The 24,354-nt window shown below is 69.3% G+C and carries 21 protein-coding genes and 1 tRNA gene; 15 read left to right on the forward strand and 7 right to left on the reverse strand.

Going from position 1 to position 24,354, the window contains the following annotated elements; translation table 11 throughout:
* Positions 1 to 83: 83 nt before the first annotated feature.
* Genes paaK through HFL01S_RS05820 form a run of 3 tightly spaced genes read right to left on the reverse strand, consistent with a single transcriptional unit; the run spans position 84 to position 2,625 of the window.
* A complete protein-coding gene (paaK, locus tag HFL01S_RS05810; protein WP_066255933.1) occupies positions 84 to 1,379 on the reverse strand; it encodes a phenylacetate--CoA ligase PaaK in 1,296 nt (431 codons plus the stop codon).
* Positions 1,376 to 1,816 (reverse strand): hydroxyphenylacetyl-CoA thioesterase PaaI, encoded by a 441-nt coding sequence (gene paaI, locus HFL01S_RS05815; protein WP_079364478.1) that lies wholly within the window; start codon positions 1,814 to 1,816, stop codon positions 1,376 to 1,378. Before paaI ends, paaK begins: the two co-directional genes overlap by 4 nt.
* 2 nt (positions 1,817 to 1,818) lie before the next feature.
* Positions 1,819 to 2,625 carry an enoyl-CoA hydratase-related protein gene (locus HFL01S_RS05820; protein ID WP_066255936.1) on the reverse strand — a complete coding sequence of 269 codons (807 nt, stop codon included), beginning with the start codon at positions 2,623 to 2,625 and terminating at the stop codon, positions 1,819 to 1,821.
* A gap of 152 nt (positions 2,626 to 2,777) precedes the next feature.
* On the opposite strand from HFL01S_RS05820, the gene HFL01S_RS05825 reads away from it, so the two are divergent.
* From HFL01S_RS05825 to HFL01S_RS05845, 5 genes are all read left to right on the forward strand, one after another.
* A complete protein-coding gene (locus HFL01S_RS05825; protein WP_066255939.1) occupies positions 2,778 to 3,566 on the forward strand; it encodes an enoyl-CoA hydratase in 789 nt (262 codons plus the stop codon).
* Between the two features lie 36 nt (positions 3,567 to 3,602).
* The gene (locus tag HFL01S_RS05830; protein WP_066255942.1) at positions 3,603 to 4,982 is read left to right on the forward strand and encodes a hypothetical protein; all 1,380 of its coding nucleotides are present in this window, start codon (positions 3,603 to 3,605) and stop codon (positions 4,980 to 4,982) included.
* A gap of 76 nt (positions 4,983 to 5,058) precedes the next feature.
* Positions 5,059 to 6,477 (forward strand): vWA domain-containing protein, encoded by a 1,419-nt coding sequence (locus HFL01S_RS05835; RefSeq protein WP_066255944.1) that lies wholly within the window; start codon positions 5,059 to 5,061, stop codon positions 6,475 to 6,477.
* 36 nt (positions 6,478 to 6,513) lie between these two features.
* A tRNA-Met gene (locus HFL01S_RS05840) sits at positions 6,514 to 6,590 on the forward strand.
* Positions 6,591 to 6,664: 74 nt separating this feature from the next.
* Complete coding sequence (locus HFL01S_RS05845) at positions 6,665 to 7,225, forward strand: YaeQ family protein (protein ID WP_066255948.1); 561 nt, start codon at positions 6,665 to 6,667, stop codon at positions 7,223 to 7,225.
* Between the two features lies 1 nt (position 7,226).
* Here HFL01S_RS05845 and HFL01S_RS05850 read toward each other — a convergent pair whose 3' ends face one another.
* Complete coding sequence (locus tag HFL01S_RS05850) at positions 7,227 to 8,543, reverse strand: DASH family cryptochrome (RefSeq protein WP_066255951.1); 1,317 nt, start codon at positions 8,541 to 8,543, stop codon at positions 7,227 to 7,229.
* Positions 8,543 to 10,069, reverse strand: coding sequence for an FAD-binding domain-containing protein (locus HFL01S_RS05855; protein ID WP_066255953.1), 1,527 nt, complete (start codon positions 10,067 to 10,069; stop codon positions 8,543 to 8,545). Before HFL01S_RS05855 ends, HFL01S_RS05850 begins: the two co-directional genes overlap by 1 nt.
* Before the next feature lie 145 nt (positions 10,070 to 10,214).
* Between HFL01S_RS05855 and HFL01S_RS05860 the strand changes: the two genes are divergently transcribed.
* The 7 genes from HFL01S_RS05860 to mdoH all read left to right on the forward strand — a co-directional run bounded on the left by HFL01S_RS05860 (position 10,215) and on the right by mdoH (position 19,244).
* Positions 10,215 to 10,574, forward strand: a complete 360-nt coding sequence (locus tag HFL01S_RS05860; RefSeq protein WP_066256041.1) for a hypothetical protein — start codon at positions 10,215 to 10,217, stop codon at positions 10,572 to 10,574.
* A gap of 123 nt (positions 10,575 to 10,697) precedes the next feature.
* Entirely contained in the window at positions 10,698 to 12,041 is a 1,344-nt protein-coding gene (gene miaB, locus HFL01S_RS05865; RefSeq protein ID WP_066255957.1) for a tRNA (N6-isopentenyl adenosine(37)-C2)-methylthiotransferase MiaB, read from the forward strand.
* 4 nt (positions 12,042 to 12,045) lie between these two features.
* Positions 12,046 to 13,464, forward strand: a complete 1,419-nt coding sequence (locus HFL01S_RS05870; RefSeq protein ID WP_066255960.1) for a HAMP domain-containing sensor histidine kinase — start codon at positions 12,046 to 12,048, stop codon at positions 13,462 to 13,464.
* Entirely contained in the window at positions 13,454 to 14,137 is a 684-nt protein-coding gene (locus tag HFL01S_RS05875; protein ID WP_084383111.1) for a hypothetical protein, read from the forward strand. Before HFL01S_RS05870 ends, HFL01S_RS05875 begins: the two co-directional genes overlap by 11 nt.
* Complete coding sequence (locus HFL01S_RS05880; protein ID WP_066255964.1) at positions 14,134 to 15,531, forward strand: sigma 54-interacting transcriptional regulator; 1,398 nt, start codon at positions 14,134 to 14,136, stop codon at positions 15,529 to 15,531. The genes HFL01S_RS05875 and HFL01S_RS05880 overlap by 4 nt, the downstream gene beginning before the upstream one ends.
* A gap of 189 nt (positions 15,532 to 15,720) precedes the next feature.
* A complete protein-coding gene (locus HFL01S_RS05885) occupies positions 15,721 to 17,289 on the forward strand; it encodes a glucan biosynthesis protein G (RefSeq protein ID WP_084383112.1) in 1,569 nt (522 codons plus the stop codon).
* Positions 17,262 to 19,244 (forward strand): glucans biosynthesis glucosyltransferase MdoH, encoded by a 1,983-nt coding sequence (gene mdoH / locus HFL01S_RS05890; protein ID WP_066255970.1) that lies wholly within the window; start codon positions 17,262 to 17,264, stop codon positions 19,242 to 19,244. The genes HFL01S_RS05885 and mdoH overlap by 28 nt, the downstream gene beginning before the upstream one ends.
* A gap of 49 nt (positions 19,245 to 19,293) precedes the next feature.
* Here the strand turns inward: mdoH and HFL01S_RS05895 are convergent, their stop codons facing one another.
* Both HFL01S_RS05895 and ffh read right to left on the reverse strand, forming a co-directional pair.
* Positions 19,294 to 19,920: a hypothetical protein gene (locus HFL01S_RS05895; RefSeq protein ID WP_066255973.1), complete on the reverse strand. Its 627-nt coding sequence runs from the start codon at positions 19,918 to 19,920 to the stop codon at positions 19,294 to 19,296.
* A 46-nt stretch (positions 19,921 to 19,966) separates the two neighbouring features.
* Positions 19,967 to 21,337: a signal recognition particle protein gene (gene ffh, locus HFL01S_RS05900; RefSeq protein ID WP_066255975.1), complete on the reverse strand. Its 1,371-nt coding sequence runs from the start codon at positions 21,335 to 21,337 to the stop codon at positions 19,967 to 19,969.
* Between the two features lie 148 nt (positions 21,338 to 21,485).
* Here ffh and HFL01S_RS05905 point away from each other — a divergent pair, with 148 nt between their 5' ends.
* Genes HFL01S_RS05905 through HFL01S_RS05915 form a run of 3 tightly spaced genes read left to right on the forward strand, consistent with a single transcriptional unit; the run spans position 21,486 to position 24,350 of the window.
* Positions 21,486 to 22,289 (forward strand): cytochrome C assembly family protein, encoded by an 804-nt coding sequence (locus HFL01S_RS05905; protein WP_066255979.1) that lies wholly within the window; start codon positions 21,486 to 21,488, stop codon positions 22,287 to 22,289.
* 4 nt (positions 22,290 to 22,293) lie between these two features.
* Entirely contained in the window at positions 22,294 to 22,530 is a 237-nt protein-coding gene (locus HFL01S_RS05910; protein ID WP_066255982.1) for a PP0621 family protein, read from the forward strand.
* Positions 22,531 to 22,556: 26 nt separating this feature from the next.
* Complete coding sequence (locus tag HFL01S_RS05915) at positions 22,557 to 24,350, forward strand: ATP-binding protein (protein WP_066255985.1); 1,794 nt, start codon at positions 22,557 to 22,559, stop codon at positions 24,348 to 24,350.
* Positions 24,351 to 24,354 lie beyond the last annotated feature (4 nt).

The raw sequence follows: 24,354 nt of genomic DNA on the forward strand, positions 1-24,354 counted from the left end.
CCCAATCGGATAGCGGGGTTTAACCTGTAGCCCAAAGAATTACTTACGGAAAGCTGACAAATCTCACAGGTACGCCGCAAACATCACCTGGGTCGCCGGTCGACCACCCGCTTGGCCTTGCCCTGGCTGCGCTCCACGCCACCTTCGGGCTGCAGCGACACCTCGACGCTGGAGCCGATGTAGACCTTGATCTCGTGGCGCAGCATCTCGGCCGCGGCACGCGCCTCGATGCTGTCCGGTGACAGGCCCGGCCGGGTCTCCACCGCCACCGTCAGGCAGTCCATGTGGTTCTCGCGCGTGAGCACGCACTGGTAGTGCGCGGTCAGTTCGGGGCGCTTGAGGATCAGCTCCTCGATCTGGGTCGGGAACACGTTGACGCCGCGCACGATCATCATGTCGTCGCTGCGGCCGGCGATCTTTTCCATGCGGCGCATGGTGCGTGCCGTCCCGGGCAGCAGCCGCGTGAGGTCGCGCGTGCGGTAGCGGATGATGGGCAGCGCTTCCTTGGTGAGGCTGGTGAAGACCAGCTCGCCCATCTCGCCGTCGGCCACCGGCTCGCCTGTTTCGGGGTGGATGATCTCGGGGTAGAAGTGGTCTTCCCAGATGGTCGGGCCGTCCTTGGTCTCGACGCACTCGTTGGCCACGCCCGGCCCCATCACCTCGGACAGGCCATAGATGTCCACCGCGTCGATGTTCATGCGCGCTTCTATGGCCACGCGCATGTCGTTGGTCCAAGGCTCGGCGCCGAAGATGCCGATGCGCAGGCTGCTCTCGCGCGGGTCCAGCCCTTGCCGCTGGAACTCGTCGGCAATCGCCAGCATGTAGCTGGGCGTGACCATGATGATGTCGGGCCGGAAGTCCTGGATCAGCTGCACCTGGCGCTCGGTCTGGCCGCCGCCGAAGGGCACCACGGTCAGGCCGAGTTTTTCGGCGCCGTAGTGCGCGCCCAGGCCGCCGGTGAACAGTCCGTAGCCGTAGCTCACGTGCACCATGTCGCCGGGCCGCGCGCCGCTGGCGCGGATGCTGCGCGCCACCACCGTGGCCCAGGTGTCGATGTCCTTGAGCGTGTAGCCGACCACGGTCGGCTTGCCGGTGGTGCCGCTGCTGGCGTGGATGCGAGCGCACTTCTCCCGCGGCACCGCGAACATGCCGAAGGGGTAGCTGTCGCGCAGGTCCTTCTTCGTGGTGAACGGAAACTTGGCGAGGTCGCTCAGGCTTTTGCAATCGTCCGGGTGCACGCCGGCCTCGTCGAACTTGCGGCGGTACACCGGCGAGTTCTGGTACGCGTGGCGCAGCGTGGCTTGCAGACGCTTGAGCTGCAGCGCGCGCAGCTCGTCGACACTGGCCTTCTCGATCGGTTCGAGCGGAAAGTGGTTCATGCACCTGCCTCCTCAGGAAACACCTGGCCGGGGATGACCGCACTCTTGCCGCGGAACATGGCCACCACCTCGCCCTTCTGGTTGGTGACCTTCATGTCGTAGATGCCGTGCCGGCCCTGCAGGGTCTGCTCCACACCCTCGCAGGTCAGCACATCGCCGGCGTGCGCTGGTTTGAGGAACTCGATGCTGCAGCCGGCCGCCACCGCGTTCTTGTTGTGGCTGTTGCAGGCGAAGGCAAAGGTGGAATCGGCCAGGGTGAAGATGAAGCCACCGTGGCAGATCTGGTGGCCGTTCAGATGCAGCGGCTGGACGGCCATGCGGATCACGGCCCGGCCCGGCTCCACCGTCAGCAGCTCCATGCCCATGGTGTCCTTGCTCGCGACATCCACCGCAAACATGGTTTCGCCCACCTTGGTCGCGCGTTCTTGCGGCGTCATCCTCATTCCCCCTTGAACTGCGGCGCGCGCTTCTGACGGAACGCCATCACGCCTTCGATGTAATCGTGCGTCTTGCCCAAGGCCGACTGCGTGTCGCGCTCGGCGTCCAGCTGCTCATCGAGCGTGCGGGTGGACGCGTCGCGCAGCAGCGCGCGGGTGGCGACCAGGGCCTTGGTAGGCATGGCCGCCAGACGCCTGGCCAGCGCCAGCGCGGCAGCCAGCGGGTCGTCCTGCACGTCCCAGATCATTCCCCATTCCTTGGCCTGCGCGGCGGGCAGCTTGTCGCCCGTCATCGCCAGCGCCATGGCGCGCGCCAGGCCCAGTCGCTCCACCAGGAACCAGCTGCCGCCGGCGTCGGGGATCAGGCCGATCTTGCTGAAAGCCTGGATGAAGCTCGCTCCGGGCGCCGCGATGGCGATGTCGCAGGTCATGGCCAGTGAGGCGCCCGCGCCGGCCGCCACGCCGTTGACCGCCGCGATCACCGGCATGCGCAGCGACTGGATGCGCCGCGCCGTCGGGTTGAAGGCCTGGTCGATCACCGGGCCAGGGTCGGCGCGCTGCACCAGATCCGGCCCGGGCTCGAAGTCGAACTCCGACAGGTCGGCACCGGCACAGAAGCCGCGGCCGGCGCCGGTGATCACCAGCGCCCGCACCGCCGGGTTGGCTTCGGCCCGGTCCAGCGCGGCCCACAGGTCGCGGTGCATCTGGCGCGTGAAGCTGTTGAGGGCGTCGGGCCGGTTGAGCGTGACCTGCGCCACGGCGCCATGTTCTATATAGAGAACGCGGCTGTCTTCTGGGGCGGAACTCATGAAAAGCTGTCTCCTGTCGTTCTTGAACGGGCCATTCTGTCATTAACCGACCAATCGGTTGGTTAATGTTTTCCCTTGGGTGTCGCCCCCGGAAACGGGGCGGCTATAGTTGACGTTCACGTCAATCATCCCCCATCACCCGAGGACACACCATGAGCGAAAACGCCACCCCCGAACTGATCACCGTGCGCACCGAGGGCCGTGTCGGCATCGTGACGCTCAACCGGCCCAAGCAGCTCAACGCCCTGAACGACCAGCTGATGAACGAACTGGGCGCCGCACTCAAGGCCTTCGACGCCGACGACGGCATCGGCTGCATGATCGTGACCGGCAGCGAGAAGGCGTTTGCCGCCGGTGCCGACATCGGCGCGATGGCCAAGTACAGCTTCGCCGACGTCTACAAGGGCGACTACATCACCCGCAACTGGGAAACCATCCGCAGCGTGCGCAAGCCGGTCATCGCGGCCGTCAGCGGCTTCGCCCTGGGCGGCGGCTGCGAGCTGGCCATGATGTGCGACTTCATCATCGCCGCCGATAACGCCAAGTTCGGCCAGCCCGAGATCAAGCTGGGCATCATCCCCGGCGCCGGCGGCACGCAGCGCCTGCCGCGCGCGGTGGGCAAGGCCAAGGCCATGGACATGGCCCTCACGGGCCGCATGATGGACGCCACCGAGGCCGAGCGCGCCGGCCTGGTCAGCCGCGTGGTGCCGCTGGACAAGTTGATGGACGAAGCCCTGGGCGCCGCGCTGCAGATCTGCGAGTTCTCGCTGCCCAGCGTGATGGCGGCCAAGGAATGCGTCAACCGCGCCTTCGAAGGCGGCCTGGCCGATGGCGTGATGTTCGAACGCCGCATGTTCCACGCCCTGTTCGCCACCGAAGACCAGAAGGAAGGCATGGACGCGTTCGTGAACAAGCGCAAGGCGGTGTTCAAGCACGGCTGATCAACGCAGATCGAACAAGCCTCTGAGACGACCGGTATGTGGTTGGCGGGACTGATGGTGGTATGGGCGACGGCGCTGCTGGCGTTGTCACTCGCAGGCGTGTTCGCGCTGCTGCATACCGTGTACTGGTTGGTGTCGCCTCCACTGTCGCCGCAGGCGCAGGACTACGAGGCACTCGCCAAGGCGCTGCCGACGTCGACCGACAACGCGTACCGGGTGGAAGGCTTGTTCGCACCTGCGGCGCTGGGCCCCGTGCAGTACGGCCGATGCATCCATCCTTTTCTCCAGCTCCGGAAAGATCAAGAGGCTGAGAAACAAAAGGGTGTGGAACGCTGCAACCAGGGGAAAACCCTGCTTTCCCTGCCCCCTGCACTGGATCAGGCCAAGGTGTCGCCTGGCTGGACGGAGCGGGAGTGGCTGACACTCGCGCAAGCCGTTCCCGACCAGACACTTCTCTCAAGGACGAAGGAGATTGCGGCCGCTGGCCCGCGCATCTTTGGGTACCGCCCTCTGGACCTATCGCCTCCGCTACGCCCATTGCTGATGTTGAACCTGTGGCAGAGCGCGCACGCCCTGGCCCTGTGGCGACAAGGGCGGATCGATGACGCGGTGTCGGCGTTTGAGGACGCCATCGGGGACAACCTGCAGTCGGCCGACGACACCTTGATCGAAGCCATGCTCTCCGTAAACGGGCTGAGCAAGAACCTACTCGCTCTGCAACTCGTCTTGGCGCAATCCCCGGCACCGGACGAAGCCAGCGCCCAGCGGCTGCAGCAAGTGCTGGACGCGATGGACGGCATGCCCTCCAGGGGCGCCAAAGCCATGGACGCGGAGTGGGCAACGTATGCCTCTTCGTTCGATTTCGAGGAATTGCGCAAGCAGTGGGATCGTCCTGGTGTTCTCGGCTGGTTCACAACCGCCCCCCTTCGATTGACGCATCGGGAGGACACCCTCAACCGCTTGGCGATCCAGTTTGGAGTCGCACGCCAACGAATGCTCACGGCCTCCCAAGGGGCTTCAATGGCTCAGTCGGCAACAACGCAAATGCCTGATGCGAGCCCCTGCGCGTCGCTGGGTACGGCAGCCATCGTGTGCTACGGAGCTCTACCCAATCCCTTCGGCCGCTACTTCCTGGACAACATGGATGTCGAAGCCAGTGCCTACGAACGCTACGGCGTCCGCATTGCCGATGTCCGCAACCTGGCTGCTGCCACACGGCTGACACTGGAGGCCCGACGCCGAGGGCTTACCAGTCAGGGACTTGCAGCGTTTGTGGCGAATGCTCCGCCCGAGATGCGCGACGTGTTCACTCGCCAACCGTTTGCCTACGACGCACAGGCCCGCGAACTGACCATCGTTCTGCGCGAGAAGAGCACCGTCCTCGGCGACACCGGCGAGTACCGCCTGCCGCTCTGATTTTTTTCGCGGGGTTTAACCCCGTCCGGTCCGCCGGTTCGTTTCAGTGGCATCACCAACCCCCACGGAGTTCACGATGCCTCTTTCGAATCCCCGGCTGTCCCGCCTGCTGACCGCCCTGCTCGGCGGCCAGTTGCTGCTCTCCGGCATGCCCGTCACCGCTCAGCCCACAGCGGCGGTGGCCCCGGCCGCTGCGGTGTCCGCCCAGCCCGAGTTCGCGCCGCCCGGCGCCACCCACTGCAAGCGCCCGATGCGCACCCATGAGGTGGCCGGCCGGCCCGAGATCGCCGAACCTGCGGTGCGCTACAGCAAAACCCTGCCCCGCTCCCGCGCGGAGGTCACCACTCGCGATGCGGTGGCCAAGGCCGCGTCACCCGCCGCCATGGCGATGGAAGCCGCGCCCGAAGCGATGGCGGTCGCGCCGGCCCCCTCGCCCGGCGGCGCGCGCCCCGACCGTGCTGCTGTCGTGACCGCCGGCATGGTCGACGACAACGCCGACTTCGCCGAGTACCTCGCCTTCCGCGCCCGCACGAATGTGCCCCACCAGGCGCGCGACATCAGCGAGCGCCACCTGCTCACGGTGCGGGACCGCGCCGGCCGCGGCGTGCCCGACGCGCAGGTGCAGGTGCGTTCGCCACAGGGCGCGCTGCTGCGGGCGCGCACAGACAGCGCGGGCCGCGTCTGGCTGCACCCCCGGTCTTTCGACGCCGGTGCATCGACGCTGTACGAGGTGACCGCCACCCACGGCGGGCAGACCGCCCAGGGCCTGCTGCGCCGCGGCCAGAAGGACGCTCTGGAGCTGCAACTGGATGGTTCCGTCGCGCCCCAGCGCGCGCGCCTGGACCTGGTGTTCCTGATCGACGCCACCGGCTCGATGGCCGACGAGATCCATAAGCTCAAGAGCAGCCTGCACAGCATCGCCGCCGACGCTGCTCGCCTGCCCAGCCGCCCCGACCTGTGTTTTGGCCTGGTGGCCTACCGCGACACCACCGACCCCTTCGTGCTTCGCAGCCACGACTTCACCGACGACCTCGGCGCCTTCCAGAAAGTGCTCAACCAGCTGCAGGCCGACGGCGGCGGCGACACCCCCGAGGCCATGAGCGAGGCGCTGCACGAGACGGTGCACCGCCTGAGCTGGCGCGGCGACGGCGCCACCCGCATGGTGGTGCTGCTGGCCGACGCGCCGCCCAAGCTCGGGCCCGACCGGCCGCGCTACGACGCGGCGATGCAGGTGGCGCTGGGCAAAGGCATCAAGCTGTTCAGCGTCGGCGCCAGCGGCCTGGACCCGCAGGGCGAGTTCATCCAGCGCCAGATCGCCCAGTACACCGGCGGCCGCTTCGTGTTCCTGACCTACGACCGGGCCGACGACCCCGCCAGCGGGCCGGGCCGCGAAACGGTGCACGACGTGAAAAACTACTCGGTGGCCACCCTGGACAAGCTGATCGGCCGGCTGATCCGCGAAGAACTGGCCCCGTTGTCGCGCAAGGGGGCTTGAGCGCTTCGAAAAAATGGGCTTATAATGCTGGGCTTCGGCGATATAGCTCAGTTGGTTAGAGCGCAGCATTCATAATGCTGATGTCGGTGGTTCAAGTCCACCTATCGCCACCAGACAAGAAACCCCTGAAGACGCTGTTTTCAGGGGTTTTTTCTTGCCCGGCTTCTCTTGCGACACCGGAGCGCCCATGGCCATCAAGTCCACCATCTTCAAGGCGAATCTGCAGATCGCCGACATCGACCACGGCTACTACGCCGACCATGCCCTCACCCTGGCCCGCCATCCCAGCGAGACCGACGAGCGCATGATGGTCCGCCTGGTGGCCATGGCGCTGCAGGCGCACGAGCTGCAGGACACCTGCGGCGGGGACGGTATCCTGGCCTTCGGCGCCGGCCTGTCGGACCCGGACGATCCGGACGCCTCGCTGACCGACTTCACCGGCCGCAAGCGGGTCTGGATCGAGGTCGGCCAGCCCGAGGACAAGCCCCTGTCCAAGGCCTGCAGCCAGGCCGACGCGGTATTCGTCTACGCCTTCAGCTCGGCCGCCGACGTGTGGTGGAAGGGCATCGAAAACAAGCTCACGCGCATGGACAAGCTGCAGGTCTGGCGCCTGCCCACCGAGGTGGCACCCGCGCTGGCGGCCATGGCCGAGCGCAGCATGCAGCTGCAGGCCACGGTGCAGGACGGCGCGCTCACGCTCTCCAGCAACCTGGGCAGCGTGCACATCGAGCCCGTGCGCTGGAAGTGAGTCAGACACCGTCGCCGAGCCACCGGCGGCGGTAGCTTCCGTCGGCGTCGTATTCGCGGACCTGCTTGTCCAGGTTGAAATGGCGGCCGCCGCGCGGGTCGGTGCCGACGCCGGCGATGTAGGCCCAGTTGCCCTGGTTGCTGTGCACGTCGAAGTCGAGCAGGCAGTGTTCGAACCAGGCTGCGCCCGCGCGCCAGTCGCCCCGGCATTCGTGGATCAGCGCGCTGGCCACGATCTGCCGCAGGCGGTTGGACAGATAACCGGTGTGGCGCAACTCGCGCATCCCCGCATCCACCAGGTCGAGACCGGTGCGGCCCTCGCACCAGCAGGCAAAGGCCTCGGCGTCGTGCGCCACGCGCGATGCTGAAGGCAGCAGCCCTTGCGGCCGGAACAGCGCCGCACCGTGGCGGCGCAGCATCCAGCGGAAGTGTTCGCGCCAGAGCAGTTCGAACCACAGCCAGTAGCTGCCGTCGCTCGCACCGCGTTCGGCCTCGAAGGCCTTGAGCTCGGCCACCACCCGCCGCACCGACAGCGCGCCACAGGCCAGCCAGGGCGACCAGTGGCTGGCGAAGTCGCGGCCGGTGAGCGCGTTGCGCGTGGTCTTGTAGGTGTGGGGAAGACCACCGCGCAGGTAGCGCTGCAGGTGGGTCAGCGCCGCCGCCTCGTCGCCCCGCCAGGTCGGCAGGCCGTAGGGAAAGGACGAGCGCTCGTCGGTGGCACCGAGCGGCAGCGCCTCCACCAACGCGGGCAGCGGTGGCGGCGGCATTGTCTCGGGCCAGGGCGGCAGCGCCGCCGGCACGGGCAGCGGCGCCGCAGGCTGCAGGCCCAGACGATCCACGCCCTGACGGAACGCGGTGAACACATGGGGCACGGCCTCGGGTGCCCACGGCAGCTGGGCCGCATCGAACTGGCCACCCTGCTCCACCAGGTCCACCGCCAGGCCCCGCGCCCGCAGGGCGGCCGCCTCGGCCTGCTCTTCGGGGGCGTGGAGGGCCTCGCCCACCAGCGCCACCGCCCCCACGCGCCGCGCCAGATCGGCCAGCGGTTGCGGGCTCGCGCCGACGAGCACGACCAGCCCACTGCTCAGCGCCTGCAGGCCGCGGGCCAGGCCGGCCAGCGCCTGTTGCCGGAACGCCTGGCGGTGCGGGCCGGCGCGCTCGAAGCCCCAGCGCGTCTCCACCGGCGCCGACGGCCCGTGCCAGGCCACCGGCAGCAGCGCCAGCCCGTCGCGCCGGCAGCGTTCGACGGCATGCTGAAGAGCTGGATGGTCGTGCAGGCGCAGGTCGTTGCGCAACCAGAGGATCAGCACACCCCGCATCAGAACAGCTCCTGCTGCAACAACTCGGCCGCGCTGCGCCGGCGCGAAGGCGCCTCCCGCCGACCGGCGCGCGAGGCGTGGCGCTCGACCACCTCGGCCTCGCCGGCCTGCACCTCGGGCCGGGCGCGCAGGGCGTGCACCCGGGTCTTCGCGTCGCGCAGGGCGGTGTCCAGATCCACCAACGGCACGGAAATGTCACGTCCCACGACCACGCCGCAGCGCGCCTGCGCCTCGGGCGGCATGCGCCAGGGCTCGAACAGCCAGGCGTCGGGCACCGCCCGCATGGCCGGCAGCCAGCGGCGCACGAACACGCCCTGCGGGTCCTGGTCGCGCGCCTGCTTGAGCGGGTTGTAGACGCGGGTGGTGTTGATGCCGGTGGTGCCGCTCTGCATCTGCAGCTGGCTCCAGTGGATGCCAGGTTCGTAGTCGACGAACTGGCGCGCCAGCCAGTGGCCCACGGTGCGCCAGTGCAGCCACAGCGGGTAGGCCGCGACCGAGACCAGCATGGCGCGCATGCGGAAGTTCAGCCAGCCGGTCTCGCGCAGCATGGCCACGCAGGCGTCCACCAGCGGCCAACCGGTGCGGCCCTGCACCAGCGCGGCAAAGCGCTCGTCGGACCACTCGGCTTCGCGCAGACCGTCGTAGCCGCGGTGCAGGTTGCGCCACTCCAGCTCGGGTTCGGATTCGAGCTTCTGCATGAAGTGGCAGTGCCAGGCCAGGCGGCTGCGGAAGGCCTGCAGGCCCTGGCGCTGCGTGCGGTCCAGCGGCGCTGCGGCTAGCACCGCCTGCGTGGCCTGGTCCACCTCGCGCACGCTCAGGCAGCCCCAGGCCAGGCGGGGCGAGAGGCGCGAGCAGGCCTGGGGCGCGGTCAGGGGTGAGGACATGCCGCGCCGGTAGTCGGCCCCACCCTCGGCCAGAAAGCGCTGCAGCGCCAACAGGCCCTCGGTGCGGCCACCGCTCTGGCGCTGCGGCGCATCGGCATCGGTCAGCACAGCTGCGAGCGCGTCGCGCGGCGGCGGCTCGCTCCAGAGCAGATCGACGTTGACCCAGCTCGCCGGTGGTTCGACGGGCGGCGCTGCCATGAAGGCGTCGCGACGCGCCTGCCAGCCGTCGCGCTCGCGCAGGCCGCGCACCACGCCGTTCTGCGGCCATTCCCGCCAGGCCACCCCGTGCGCGCGGCACCAGCGGGCCACGGCGCGGTCGCGCTCATAGGTCCAGCCGTTGCCCGTCTCTTCGTGGGCGTGCAGCGCTTCGAAGGGTTGCAGCGCGTGCAGCCGGTCGAGCACCGCCACCACATCCCCCACCACGACATGGAGGCGTGCGCCCCGCTCGGCCAGCGCGCGGCGCAGCTCGCGCAGGCTCTCGCGCACAAAGCCCCACTGCCGGGCCGAGGCATCGGGCTGCGCCCACAGACCGGGCTCGACCACGTACAGGCACAGCACCGGCCCGGCGCGCGCCGCCTCGGCCAGCGGGGCGTGGTCGTGCAGGCGCAGGTCGCGCTTGAACCAGACGATGCGGTAGCTCATGGCGGTCGGTGTGACAGGAGGCCGCAGTATCCGTGGCCGGCCAAGACCCGCGGTGGTGCCGGGTTGTCGGCGCGGTCGCGTGAGACAATCGGTGCCCCGCGACGGCGACCGCCGCAACGCTCCTTTCAGCCTCTGGATCTACACCATGAACCGCTGCCTTTCCCTCGCCACACGACGCACCGCCCTGGCCCTGGCCGGCGCCGGGCTGTGTGCGCTGACCTCCCTGGCGCAGGCGCAGAACGCCCCGCGCAACTTCCCCGCCAGCGCCCTGCGCGGCACCCTGGTCGTGACCCAGCCGCCGGTCATCACCATGGACGGCAAGGCTGCCCAGCTCTCGCCGGGCGCCCGCATCAAGGGCCCCGACAACCTGCTCGTGCTCTCCGGGGCCATCGTCGGCAAGGAGCTGCTGGTGAACTACACCGTCGAGCCCCACGGCATGGTCCACGACGTCTGGATCCTGACCGAAGCCGAAGCGGCCGAGAAGCGCAAGCGCGCCGGCCAGTAACCCCTCCAACCCCACCACTGCAGGCCCCCGTCCAGCACACGCCGTGGAACCGGCTCCGCCGGGCCACAGGCGTGGTCCCCCTTCCAGGGGGAAGCCGCGTCAGCGGCGCAGGGGGTGAATCCAATGTCTAAAAAAGTCTTTATCAAAACCTTCGGCTGCCAGATGAACGAGTACGACTCGGACAAGATGGCCGACGTGCTCGGCGCCGCCGAGGGCTTCGAGAAAACCCAGGACCCCGAAGAGGCGGACCTGATCCTGTTCAACACCTGCTCGGTGCGCGAGAAGGCGCAAGAGAAGGTCTTCAGCGACCTCGGCCGCGTCAAGCACCTCAAGAAGAAGGGCGTGCTGATCGGCGTGGGCGGCTGCGTGGCCAGCCAGGAAGGCGCCGAGATCATCAAGCGCGCGCCTTTCGTGGACGTGGTGTTCGGCCCGCAGACCCTGCACCGCCTGCCCGAGATGCTCAAGGCGCGCGACCGGCTGAACCAGCCGCAGGTGGACATCAGCTTCCCCGAAATCGAGAAGTTCGACCACCTGCCGCCCGCGCGCGTCGAAGGCGCCTCGGCCTTCGTGTCGATCATGGAAGGCTGCAGCAAGTACTGCAGCTACTGCGTGGTGCCCTACACCCGCGGTGAAGAGGTCAGCCGCCCGTTCGAGGACGTGCTGGTCGAGGTCGCCGGCCTGGCCGACCAGGGCGTCAAGGAAGTGACACTGCTGGGCCAGAACGTCAACGCCTACCGCGGAAAGATGGGCGACACCGACGAGATCGCCGACTTTGCGATGCTGATCGAATACGTGGCCGAGATCCCCGGCATCGAGCGCATCCGCTACACCACCAGCCACCCCAACGAGTTCACCCAGCGCCTGATCGACACCTACGCCAAGGTGCCCAAGCTGGTGAGCCACCTGCACCTGCCAGTGCAGCACGGCTCGGACCGCATCCTGATGGCCATGAAGCGCGGCTACACCGCCATGGAATACAAGAGCACGATCCGCAAGCTGCGCGCCATCCGGCCCGACCTGTCCATGAGCAGCGACTTCATCGTCGGCTTCCCGGGCGAGACCGAGGAAGACTTCCAGAAAATGATGAAGCTGATCACCGACGTCGGCTACGACAGCAGCTTCTCGTTCATCTTCAGCCCGCGTCCCGGCACGCCGGCGGCCAACCTGCCCGACGACACGCCGCACGAGGTCAAGCTCCAGCGCCTGCAGCACCTGCAGGCCACCATAGAGGAGAACGTGCGCCGCATCAGCGCCAGCCGCGAAGGCACGGTGCAGCGCATCCTGGTCGAAGGCCCGTCGCGCAAGAACGCCGCCGAGCTGATGGGCCGCACCGAGTGCAACCGCATCGTCAATTTCGACGGCGGTCCGAACAGCGCCCGTCTGATCGGCCAGATGATCGACGTGAAGATCACGCAGGCGCTGCCGCACTCCCTGCGCGGCGAAGTCTTGCTGCGCGAGCCTGCCTGAGCCCATGAAGTGGCTGCGCTTCTCGTTCCCGCAGCTGCTGCTGCTGGCGTTCCTGCTCATCGGCGCCCTGCTGGGGACCAGCGCCTTGCGTGCGCTGTTCACGCTGGAAAGCCTGATGGCGCAGGGCCGCGACGGTGCGACGCAGGCCATCGAACTCTCCACTGCGGCGCAGTCGCTGTCGGAACGCAGCGTGGCCATGGAGCGTTCGGCGCGCCAGTCGCTGGTGCTGCGCGACGCGCAGCTGCGCCAGCGCTTCGATGAGGCCTCGGCCCAAGCGCGCGATATCCTGGTGCGGCTGCAGGACAACGAGGTCTCGCCCGACCTGGTGCGCAGCTGGCGCCAGCAGCTCGATGACATCACGGCCCTGCTGGACGGGACACCCGAAACCGCGCTGGACCGCGAGCGGGAGGTGGCCCGCGCCTTCCGCGAGCTGGATGGCCACAGCGCCGCCATCGCCCAGCAGGTTCAGGCCATCATCGGTGGCCGCAACGCCGCGCTGCAGACGCGCTTCGAGCGCAACCGCCAGCAGCTGGCGCTGCAGGTGGGTGGCTCGATCGCGCTGGCGGTGGCGATGGCCTTCGGTTTCGGCATCTGGCTGGCGCGCCCGCTGCGGCGGCTGGAGAAAGCCATCGTCGGCCTGGGCGAGAACCGGCTGGACGTGCCGATCGAGGTGCCCGGCCCGCCCGACATCCGCAGCGTGGGCCAGCAGCTGGAATGGCTGCGGCTGCGGCTGACCGAGCTGGACGCCGACAAGGCGCGCTTCCTGCGCCACATCTCTCACGAACTCAAGACGCCGCTGGCCTCGCTGCACGAAGGCGTTGCCGTGCTGGGCGACGGCGTGGCCGGCTCGCTCAACCCCGACCAGGCCGAGGTGGTGCGCATCCTGCAGGGCAACACCCAGGCGCTGCAGCAGCAGATCGAGGCGCTGCTGCGCTTCAACGCCGCTGCCTTCGAGGCGCGCCAGTTGCGCCGCGAGCCCACCGACATGCGCGCGCTGGTGGAAAGCCAGGTCGAGGCCCAGCGCCTGCGCTGGCAGTCGCACCAGCTCGATGTGCAGGTCGAAGGACCCGACGTTCTTCTGCCGGTCGACCGCGACAAGATGGCCTCGGCCATCGGCAACCTGTTGTCCAACGCGATCCGCTTCTCGCCCTTTGGCGGGCAGATCCGCGTGGCGCTGGCCACAACGGCCGGCCGGGTGCAGATCGACGTGCAGGACCAGGGCCCGGGGGTGGCGCCCGACGACCGCGGCCGCATCTTCGAACCCTTCTACCGGGGCGAGCGACAGCCCACCGACGCGGTCAAGGGCACGGGCATCGGCCTGTCCATCGTGCACGAGTACATTCTGGCCCACGGGGGCCGCATCGAGCTCCTGCCGGACGGCCCCGGCGCCCACTTCCGCATCGAACTTCCCCATGCATCCTGACCTCCGGCCCCCGCGCCTGCGCCGCACCGCCACATCCCTCCGGGCCCTGCCGGTGCTTGGCCTGGCCCTGGTGCTCGCCGCCTGCAACACCCCGCCCGGCGCTCCGGCCGATCTGCCCCCGCCGCCGCCACTGCCCAGCGGCGCGGCGCCCGACCAGGGCACGCAGCCGCTCATCCCGCCACCGCCGCCCCCCGAGCCAGCGGCCGCTTCCCGCGGCACTGCGCCTGCCACGCCGCCGGCCACCACCTCGCCGCTCGCGGCGGCGCTGCTCTACGCCGACCGCCTGCGCACCTTGGGCCCCGGCGAACTGGCGGCTGAACAGGCCCTGATCGGGGAGCCCGGCTCCTCGGCCGAACGGCAGATGCAGCTGGCCCTGGTGCTGTCGCAGACCCACGTGCCCGTCGACACCGCACGCGCGCTCGGCCTGCTGCAGCGCGTGGCGGCCAGCAATGCGCCCGAAGCCATCGAGCTGCGCCCTCTGGCGCGGCTGCTGGCCGGGCGGCTGCACGAGGCGCGGCGGCTGGAAGACCAGGCCGACCGGCTGGCGCAGCAGTTGCGCGAATCGCAGCGCCGCATCGACGTGCTCAACGACCGGCTCGAAGCTATGCGCGCCATCGAGCGCAGCCTCACCCCGCGCGCGCCCGCGCCCGGCGGCAACCGTCTGCTGCCATGACCACCAGCCCGGTCCGCGCCCGCCTGCTGGTCGTCGACGACGACGCCGACATGCTGCGGCTGCTGTCCATGCGGCTGGGCGCGGCCGGCTACCAGGTCACCGCGGTCGGGTCCGCCGAAGCGGCGCTCAGCCAGCTCGACATCGACCGCCCCCAGCTCGTGCTCTCCGATGTGCGCCTACCGGGCAAGGACGGGCTGGCGCTGTTCGACGAGATCCGCAACCGCCACCCCTCGCTGCCGGTGATCCTTCTGACCGCCCACGGCACCATCCCCGACGCAGTGGAGGCCACGCGGCGCGGCGTGTTCACCTACCTGACCAAGCCCTACGAGGCCAAGGAGCTGCTGGAGCGCATCGCCCAGGCCCTGGCCCTGAGCGCGCCCACCCTGCCGGCCAGCCCGGCCGACGAGACCTGGCGCGCCGAGATCGTCAGTCGCTCCAGCCGCATGGCCGACCTGCTGGCCGAAGCCCGCCTGGTGGCGCAGGGCGACGCCAGCGTGCTGCTGCGCGGCGACAGCGGCACCGGCAAGGAGCTGATGGCGCGCGCCATCCACCGCGCCAGCCGCCGCGGCAAGCGCCCCTTCGTGGCGGTGAACTGCGGGGCGATTCCCGAGGCCTTGCTGGAATCGGAACTGTTCGGCCACATGAAGGGCGCCTTCACCGACGCCCACGCCAACCACAAGGGCCTGTTCCAGGCCGCCGACGGCGGCACCCTGCTGCTCGACGAGATCGGCGACATGCCCCCGGCGCTGCAGGTCAAGCTGCTGCGCGTGCTGCAGGAGAAGGCGGTGCGTCCGCTCGGCTCCAGCCAGTCGATCCCGGTGGACGTGCGCATCATCTCGGCCACCCACCGCGACCTCGAAACCGCCATGGCCCAGGGCCAGTTCCGCGAAGACCTGTACTACCGCCTCAACGTGGTCACGCTGCACCTGCCCACCCTTGCCGAGCGGCGCGAGGACATTCCCCTGCTGGCCAACCACTTCCTGGCGCAGCTGGCGGCGAAGTACGGCAAGCGCAGCTCGGGCTTCGCGCCCGAGGCGCTCAAGGCGCTGACCATGGCCAGCTGGCCGGGCAATGTGCGCCAGCTCTACAACGTGGTCGAACAGGTCTGCGCGCTCTCCACCACGCCGCTGGTCTCGCTGGCCCTGGTGCAGCGCGCGCTGCGCACGCCCTCGGTGGAGGTGCTGAGCTTCGCCGAAGCGCGCCAGCGCTTCGAGCGCGAGTACCTGGTGGGCCTGCTGAAGATGACCGACGGCAACGTGGCCGACGCAGCCATGCTGGCGCAGCGCAACCGCACCGAGTTCTACCGCCTGCTGCAGAAGCACGCCCTGACCCCCGGGCTGTTCAAGAGCGACGCCGACAGCGGCGACGGCACAGACCCTGTCGCTGCTTTGTGACAAGCCAAAACCGTTGATTCACAACGGTTTTTTTTTGCCCGCGGCTGGCACTGTCGCCGAACAGCGACAAAAAGGGCCTGTGCGCGCCCCTTTTCCTGGCCGAAATCGGTGGTTTTTCCTGCCTTTCATCACAAGTCGTTGATTCGATTGGAAATTTTCGACCTGGCATAGGGTTTGCCCTTAAAGGGCATGCCTTGGTCAATCTCTTCCCGTATTTCTTCTTCGCGCGCGCTCCGGCGGGGCCTGGGCGCGCTGCTGTTTGCATGGCTGGCCGCGGGCTGCAGCGCGGTTCAGGCGATGGACTGGAACGCCCTGGGCGAACTCGCCCGCCAGCGTGCGCAGGCACCGTTTCAACCGGTTGGCGACAAGCTGCCCGCGGACCTGGCCGCGCTAGACTACGACCAGATGCGGGACATCCGCTTCCGCACCGAGCGCTCGCTCTGGCGCGACCAGTCCCTGCCGTTCGAAGCCCAGTTCTTCCACCTGGGCCTCTACCAGAAGCAGGCCGTGCGCCTGCACGAACTCGCGCCCGAGGGCGTGGCCGACCTGCCCTACCGCAGCGCGGACTACAACATGGGCCGCAACACGGTCGACCCGACGGCCTGGGGCGACCTCGGGCACGCGGGCTTCCGCCTGCACTACCCGCTGAACAACCCCGCCTACAAGGACGAGCTGGTGGTGTTCCTGGGCGCCAGCTACTTCCGCGCGCTCGGCGCCGGCCAGCAGTACGGCCTGTCGGCGCGCGGCCTGGCCATCGACACAGTGGGCGGCCAGGGCGAGGAGTTCCCGCGCTTCACCGACTTCTGGCTGCAGCGCCCGGCGCCCGGCGCGACCGAGGTCACCGTGCTGGCCTTGCTCGATTCCCCGCGCGCCAGCGGTGCCTACCGTTTCGTGATCCGTCCTGGCGCCAGCACCACCATGACCGTCACGTCCCGGCTGTTCCTGCGCGTGGGCGCAGGTCCGGTGAACACCCTGGGCCTGGCGCCGCTGACCAGCATGTTCCTGCACGGCGAGAACCAGCCCAACGCGAACGACTTCCGCCCCGAGGTGCACGACTCCGACGGCCTGATGATGAACACCGGCGACGGCGAGTGGCTGTGGCGCCCGCTGCAGAACCCGGGCCAGATCTCGGTCAGCAGCTTCACCATGCGCCAGCCGCGCGGTTTCGGCCTGATGCAGCGCGACCGGCGCTTCACCAGCTACGAGGACATCGAGGCCCGCTACGAGCGCCGGCCCAGCGCCTGGGTGCGCCCGCTGGGCGACTGGGGCGCCGGCCGGGTCGAGCTGGTGCAGCTGCGCACGCCCGACGAGACCCACGACAACATCGTCGCCTACTGGGTGCCGGCCACGCTGCCGGCGCCCGGCCAGCCGCTGGACTTCGCCTACGAGCTGTCCTGGCAGGGCGAGGCCCAGCAGACCCCGCCCGGCGCCTGGGTGGTGCAGTCGCGCCGCGGCTACGGCTACACCAAGCTGAGCGCCAGCGAGCAGCAGCGCCAGCCCCAGTTCGTGCTCGACTTCGCCGGCCCGGTGCTGGAGGCCCTGCCGGCCGACGCCGCCGTGCGTGCCGTTGCCAGCACCGACGCCAACGGCCGCATCGTCGAAGCCCTGGCCTACCCCAACCCCACCCAGCGCGGCTGGCGCGTCACCCTGCGCGTCGAGCGGCTCGATCCGGCCCGTCCGGTCGAGCTGCGCGTCTTCCTCCAACACCAGAACAACACCCTGAGCGAAACATGGACACACGCCGTCTTGCCCGAGTGAGCACGCCCCTGCACGTCCGCAGCCTGCTGCGCGAGGAGCGCCACCCCAATGCGGTGACTGCGCCACCGCTCAACCGCGGGTCCATGGCGCCGCGCCCCTGGCGCGGCTTCTGGAACAGCCTCGGTTCCGGCGTGCTGGCCACGGCCAGCCGCCTGCTGCCGCCCCGCGAGCCCCGCACCGTCGTGCCCATGGCCGAGTGGCAGCGCGCCGCCGAACGCCGCCGCCTGGCCTTCCTGCTGCTCACCGTGGTGAGCACGGTGCTGGCCGCGGTGCTGTTCAGCGCCGCCCACCCCCCGGGCAGCACGCCCTGGCTGCAGGGCCTGTACAGCGTGCTGTTCGTGGTGCTCTCAGTCTGGGTGGTGACCGGTTTCGTCACCGCGCTGATGGGCGCCTGGGTGATGCTGTTCGGCGACCGGCATTCGATCTCGGCCGCCTCGGTGCGCGACCACGCCATGAACCCCGAGGCACGCACCGGCATCATCATGCCGATCTGCAACGAGGACGTGGCCACGGTGTTCGCCGGCCTGCGCGCCACCTGCGAGTCGCTGGCGTCCACCGGCCACGCGCGCCAGTTCGACGTCTTCGTGCTGTCCGACAGCAACGACGCCTCGACCATCGCCGCCGAACGCGAAGCCTGGGAACAGCTGCGCGCCGCCCTGGTGTCGCAGCCCGGCCAGCCGGCCGTGGAGGTCTACTACCGCCTGCGCAAGCGCCGCACCCACCGCAAGGCCGGCAACGTGGCCGACTTCTGCCGCCGCTGGGGCAAGGACTACCGCTACATGGTGGTGCTGGACGCCGACAGCGTGATGAGCGGCAGCTGCCTGACCTCGCTGGTCAAGCTGATGGAAGCCCATCCCGACGCCGGCATCATCCAGACCGCCACCCAGGCCATCGGCCACCAGACGCTGCACGCCCGCGCCCAGCAATTCGCCAGCCGCGTGACCGGCCGCCTGTTCACCCTCGGCATGCAGTTCTGGCAGCTCGGCGAGTCGCACTACTGGGGCCACAACGCCATCATCCGCGTCGAGCCCTTCATGCAGCACTGCGCGCTGGCGCCCATCAAGGGCACGGGTGGCATGTCCGGCGGCATCATGAGCCACGACTTCGTCGAGGCCGCCCTGATGCGCCGCGCCGGCTACCACGTCTGGCTGGTCTCCGACCTCACCGGCAGCTACGAGCAGCAGCCGCCGGACCTGCTGTCCGAGCTGCAGCGCGACCGCCGCTGGTGCCAGGGCAACCTGCAGAACGCGCGCCTGATCGCCGAACCCGGCCTGCACCGCGTGCACCGCGCCATGTTCGCCATCGGCACCATGTCCTACCTCTCGGCCCCGATGTGGCTGGCCTTCCTGCTGCTGGGCATGGCCATGCTGGTCTCCGGCCCCAGCCTGCCCGACGCCTGGCAGGCAATGCCCGGCAAGGCCGGCGGCCTCTGGGCCTGGACCCTGTGCCTGCTGTTCCTGCCCCGCGTGCTGGGCGTGCTGGCGGTGCTGCTCAAGGGCGAGCAGCGCAGCTACGGCGGCACCGGCCTGCTGCTTGGCAGCGCCGTGCTGGAAAGCGTGATGGCGGTGCTGCTGGCCCCCATCCGCATGGTGGGCCACTCCATCTTCGTGGTGGTCGCCATCACCGGCATCAAGCTGGAATGGAAGTCGCCGCCGCGGGAAGCCGTGGGCGTGGCCTGGGGCGATGCGCTGGCGCGCCTGGCACCGGTGTCGCTGGTCGTGGCCTCCCTGCTGGCGCTGGCCAGCCTGATCAACCCCGACGCCCTGCCCTGGCTGCTGCCGGTGGCCCTGCCGCTGCTGCTGTCGGTGCCCGTGACGGTGCTGACCGGACACGTGGGTCTGGGCACCTGGGTGCGCAACCGCGGCGCGCTGCTGATCCCCGAAGAGTCGTGGTCGCCCGCCGTGCTGCGCCGCGCCTGGCGCCACGCCAGCCGCCTGGCGCTGAAGGCCGCGTAAACCACACGCCTGCGAGCACCACCAAGCCGCCCCACCCGGGCGGCTTTTTTCATGGCTTGGGCGGCTGGAGGTAGCGCTGGTCCGACCAGGTCGCCAGCCACTGCGGCACGAAGGCCACGAAGATGGCACCGAACATGCCCGTCAGAAAGGCATCTCCCCAGGCCATCAGCCAGCGCGCGACCAGGGACAGGTCACGGGCGGGCTCGCCGGCCAGCCACTGGAGGCCCTCCAGCAGCAGACCGGAAAGGAACACCGCCGCGGCCGTGCCCAGGAACGCACGGCCCAGGGTGTACACAAACAGATTAGGGGGCAGCCAGCGCCGTATGACTGCGCCGATGCCCAGTGCCAGCGTGGCCGGCACCAGCCCGATCCACACCCACTGCTGCAGCGCAGCCTCTGGCGCGGCCTGGCCCACGCCCCAGACCACCGCCGCGATACCCGCCAGCACCAGCACCGCCAGCGGCCAGCCGAGCATCAGCACCAGCAGGCAGGCGCCCGAGAGCTGCACCTGCAGGCCCTGAGGCATCTTCTGCGGCAGCAGCCACAACCAGGGGAGAAGGGCCAGGGACGCCAGCGCGGGCGTGAACAAGGGGCCGCGCAGCATGCGCCAGGGCCGCAGCCACAGGGCCACCGCCATACAAAGCACCGCCATCGACAGGTTCAGGGCCGTCCACATGGGACGCGAGTATGGGCGGGGGAGCGCGTGATCCGCTTGACTTCGGTCAACCCATGCCGGGCAGCTTGGGCATGCCCTTCATGCCGCCCATGCGCTTCATCATCTTCATCAGACCGCCGCCCTTCATCTTTTTCATCATCCCCTGCATCTGCTCGAACTCCTTGAGCAGGCGGTTGACTTCCTGGACGTGCACACCGGCACCGGCAGCGATGCGGCGCTTGCGCGTGGCCTTGATGAGGTCTGGCTTGCTGCGCTCCTTGGGCGTCATGCTGCAGATGATGCCCTCCTTGCGCTTGATGTCTTTCTCGGCGCGGCTCAGGTCGGCCTCGCTGGCCTTCGCGGCCAGGTTGCCGGGCAGCTTGTCCATCAGGCTGGACAGGCCGCCCATCTGCTTCATCTGGCGCAGCTGGTCGAGGAAGTCGTTGAGGTCGAAATCGCCGCCGCTCTTGACCTTGGCCGCCAGCTTCTGCGCCGCCGCCATGTCCACGCCGGCGGTGACCTGCTCGACCAGGGCCACGATGTCGCCCATGCCCAGGATGCGGCCGGCGTGGCGCTCGGCGTCAAACACCTCCAGACCGTCGATCTTCTCGCTCACGCCGGCGAACTTGATCGGCGCGCCCGTGACCTGGCGCACCGACAGCGCGGCACCGCCGCGCGAGTCGCCGTCCATCTTGGTCAGGATGATGCCGGTCAGCGGCAGCGCTTCCTTGAAGGCCTTGGCGGTGTTGACCGCGTCCTGGCCCTGCATGGCGTCCACCACGAACAGGGTTTCGACGGGGTTGAGCGCACCGTGCAGTTCCTGGATCTCGCGCATCAGCGCTTCGTCGATGGCCAGGCGGCCGGCGGTGTCGACCAACAGCACATCGACGTAGTGCTTCTTCGCGTAGTCCAGCGCGGCGCGGGCGATGTCCAGGGGCTTCTGGTCAGGAGAGCTGGGAAACCACTCGGCCCCGGCCTGCGCCGTCACCGTCTTGAGCTGCTCGATTGCGGCCGGGCGGTAGACGTCGCCCGACACCGTCAGCACCTTCTTCTTGCGCTTTTCGATCAGGTGCTTGGCCAGCTTCGCCGTGGTCGTCGTCTTGCCCGCGCCCTGCAGGCCGGCCATGAGGATCACCGCGGGCGGCTGGGCGGCCAGGTTGATGTCCGACACGCCGTTGCCCATGGTGGCCGCCAGCTCGCGGTTGACCACACTGACCAGCACCTGCCCTGGGGTGAGCGAACCCACCACGTCCTGGCCCAGCGCCTTCTCTTTCACCCGGGCGATGAAGTCGCGCACCACCGGCAGCGCCACGTCGGCCTCCAGCAGGGCCATGCGCACCTCGCGCAGCATGTCGGTGACGTTGCTCTCGGTGATGCGGGCCTGCCCCCGCATCTCCTTGACGATGCGTGACAGGCGGTCGGAAAGGGCTGAGGCCATGGTGCGGTGAGGAAGTGGGGGTGGTGGCGGAGGGACGCCAGGGCCCGGTCGCGTGGCGGAACCGGCGGTTCGCACGGCCAAGACGCTTTAAACTCCAGTGGCGATTTTAGCCGCCCGCCCACTGGCCACCGGCCTCCATTCCCCCGACATGACCTTCCTGCCAGCCCTCTCCTCCAACCCGCCTGCGGCGCTGCTGTCGGCGGTGGCGGCACTGGCATACGCCTTTCTGGCCTGGGCGCATCCCCGGCTGAGCGAACGGCAGACCCGCAACGTGCTCGCCACCGCGTGGGTGCTGCACCTTTTCGTGCTCGGCACGGCGCTGATGGAAACGCCGGCGCGGTTCGGGTTCGCCCCTGCACTTTCGGTGACGGCCTGGCTGGTGCTCACGGTCTACCTGATCGAGAGCCGCATGTACCCCCAGCTCAAGGCCCGCTGGACCCTGGCGGTGCTGGGCACCCTGGCCGTGCTGCTGGCGCTGTTCTTTCCCGGCGCGCAGTACCACGCCCTGCCGTCGAGCTGGATGCCGCTGCACTGGGCGCTGGGCATCGCGTCCTATGGCCTGATCGCTGCCGCCGTGGTGCACGCCTGGCTCATGCAGCGCGCCGACAAGGCCATGCGCATGGGCACCACCAGCGAGACCACCATGCCGCTGCTGACGCTGGAGCGGCTGACCTTCCGTTTCGTGGCCGCAGGCTTCGTGCTGCTCACCGCCACACTGGTGGTGGGCGGGTGGTTCTCCGAGCTGATCAATCAGCGCTGGGTGTGGAACCACAAGACCGCCTTCTCGGTGCTGGCCTGGCTGACCATGGGTGTCTTGCTGCTGGGACGCTGGCGCCTGGGCTGGCGCGGCCGGGTGGCCATCCGCATGCTGTACCTGGGGGCCGGCTTCCTGCTGCTGGGTTATGCCGGTTCGCGCTTCGTGCTCGAAGTGGTGCTGCAGCGCGCGGGGTGACCCGATGAAATACCTGCTTGTCCTGCTGGTGCTGTTGTTCGCATTCTGGATCTGGCGCAACAACCGCCAGACCGAGGAACGCGACGACGCGCCCAAGCCCAAGGCGCCGCGCGGTCCGGTGGCCATGATTGCCTGCGCCCAGTGCGGTACCCATGTGCCCGAAGCGGAAGTGGTGCAAGGCAACCGGGGCCGGTACTGCTGCGCAGAACACCGCCGCCAGCACGAAGCCTCGGTGCGGTAATGCGCGGCACGCGGCCCCGCTCTGACATGCCCAAGGAACCGCCTTCCCATTTCGCCCCGTCCTGGTTTTCCACGCTGGAGGCCGGCAGCAGCACGCAGGACCGTCACCACCAGGTGCGGGCCTATGTGCGCCTGTGGCGCGCGTTCATGCGGGCCCGGGTACTCATCGCCTTCGTGCTGCTGGCGCTGCAGGTGTTTCTGCTGCGCAGCCCGGGCGCCGGACCATCGTGGCTGGTGGCGGTGTGCGCGCTGCACCTGAGTGCGGCGCTGGCCGTGCTGTTCACGACCCGCCCTCCGGCCCCGGGGCAGGCCCTGGGCGTTCAATGGCTGCTGACCATCGGGGTCGACCTGACCGTCTTCAGCGTGCTGCAGTACTTCGAGCAGGCCGGCATCAACTACACCCCGCTGTTCGCCCTGCCGGTGCTGATGGCCTCCATCCTCGGCTCCATGACGCTGGCACTGGCCACCGCCGCCGTGGTCACGCTGTTCCTGCTGGGTGAAGCGGCGATCAGCGCCCCACTGCTCAGCGAGGTGTCGACCTCGCGCTTCCTGCAGTCGGGGCTGACAGGCACCGGCTTTTTCCTGGTCGCCTTCCTGGCCAGCCAGCTGGCGCAGCGGCTGGCGCGCGAGGAGGCACGCGCCCGCAGCAGCCAGGCCGCGGCCCGCACTCAGGCCCAGGTCAACGAACTGATCATCGAGAGCCTGAGCGAGGGGGTGCTGGTGGTCGACCGCCATGGCGTGGTGCGCAACGCCAATCCTGCGGCGCAGGGCATGCTCATGGGCGAGGCCTACCCCCATGCCGCCAAGCTGCTGCTGTCGGCGCGCTCCGGCTGGGAAGAGCTGGCGCGGCTGGTGGACCAGACCTTCCTGCGGGGCCAGGAGCTCGAATCCGAGGTCCGCGTGGACCTGGACGAACTCACCACCCACCGCCTGTTCGCACGCACGCGACTGACCAGCGCCCACAGCGCGCGCCCCACCGAGCTGTGCGTGCTGTTTCTCGAAGACCTGCGCGAGGTCGAGGCGCGCGTGCGCACCGAAAAGCTCGCCTCCATGGGCCGCATGTCGGCCGCGGTGGCGCACGAGATCCGCAACCCGTTGTCGGCGATCACGCAGGCCAATGCGCTGCTGGACGAAGAGGTGACCGAAGCCGGGCAGAAGCGCCTGACGCGCATGATCGACCAGAACGCGCAGCGCCTGGCCAAGATCGTGGACGACATCCTCAATGTGGCCCGGGCGCAGCCCAGCCAGGGCGAGACGGCGCCCGCCCTGCCCCTGGACCAGACGGTGCGCTACATCACCCATGAATGGAACCGCGGGGCGCAGGCCCAGGGCGTTCTGGGTGTGCACCCCCACGCGCCAGGCGTGCACATCGCGTTCGACCCCGAGCACCTGCGGCGCCTGTTGATCAACCTGCTGGACAACGCACTGCGCCACGCCAGCCGGCGCCCCTCATCGGTGCGGGTGATCACGCAGCCCAGTGGCCCGGACCGGGTGCGCATCTCGGTGTGGAGCGACAGCGCGCCGCTGGAGCCGGGCGCGCTCAAGCACCTGTTCGAACCTTTTTTCTCGTCCGAGAGCCGGTCCAGCGGACTCGGCCTGTACATCTGCCGGGAGCTGTGTGAGCGCTACGGCGCGCAGATCGCCTACCAGCGCAGCCGGCTCGACCAGAAGGAAGGCAACGAGTTCTACATCCTGGCCCCCACCCTGCAAGGCGGCGCGCGCGCTCCGGTCCAGCAGAGCCTGACCTATCCCCCGGGGGACTCGATGCCGCCACCTTCGCGTCCGTCCACCAACGGACCACCGTCCCTGTCCACGCTCTGAGCGA

The sequence above is a fragment of the Hydrogenophaga flava NBRC 102514 genome (assembly GCF_001571145.1).
Classification (GTDB): domain Bacteria; phylum Pseudomonadota; class Gammaproteobacteria; order Burkholderiales; family Burkholderiaceae_C; genus Hydrogenophaga; species Hydrogenophaga flava.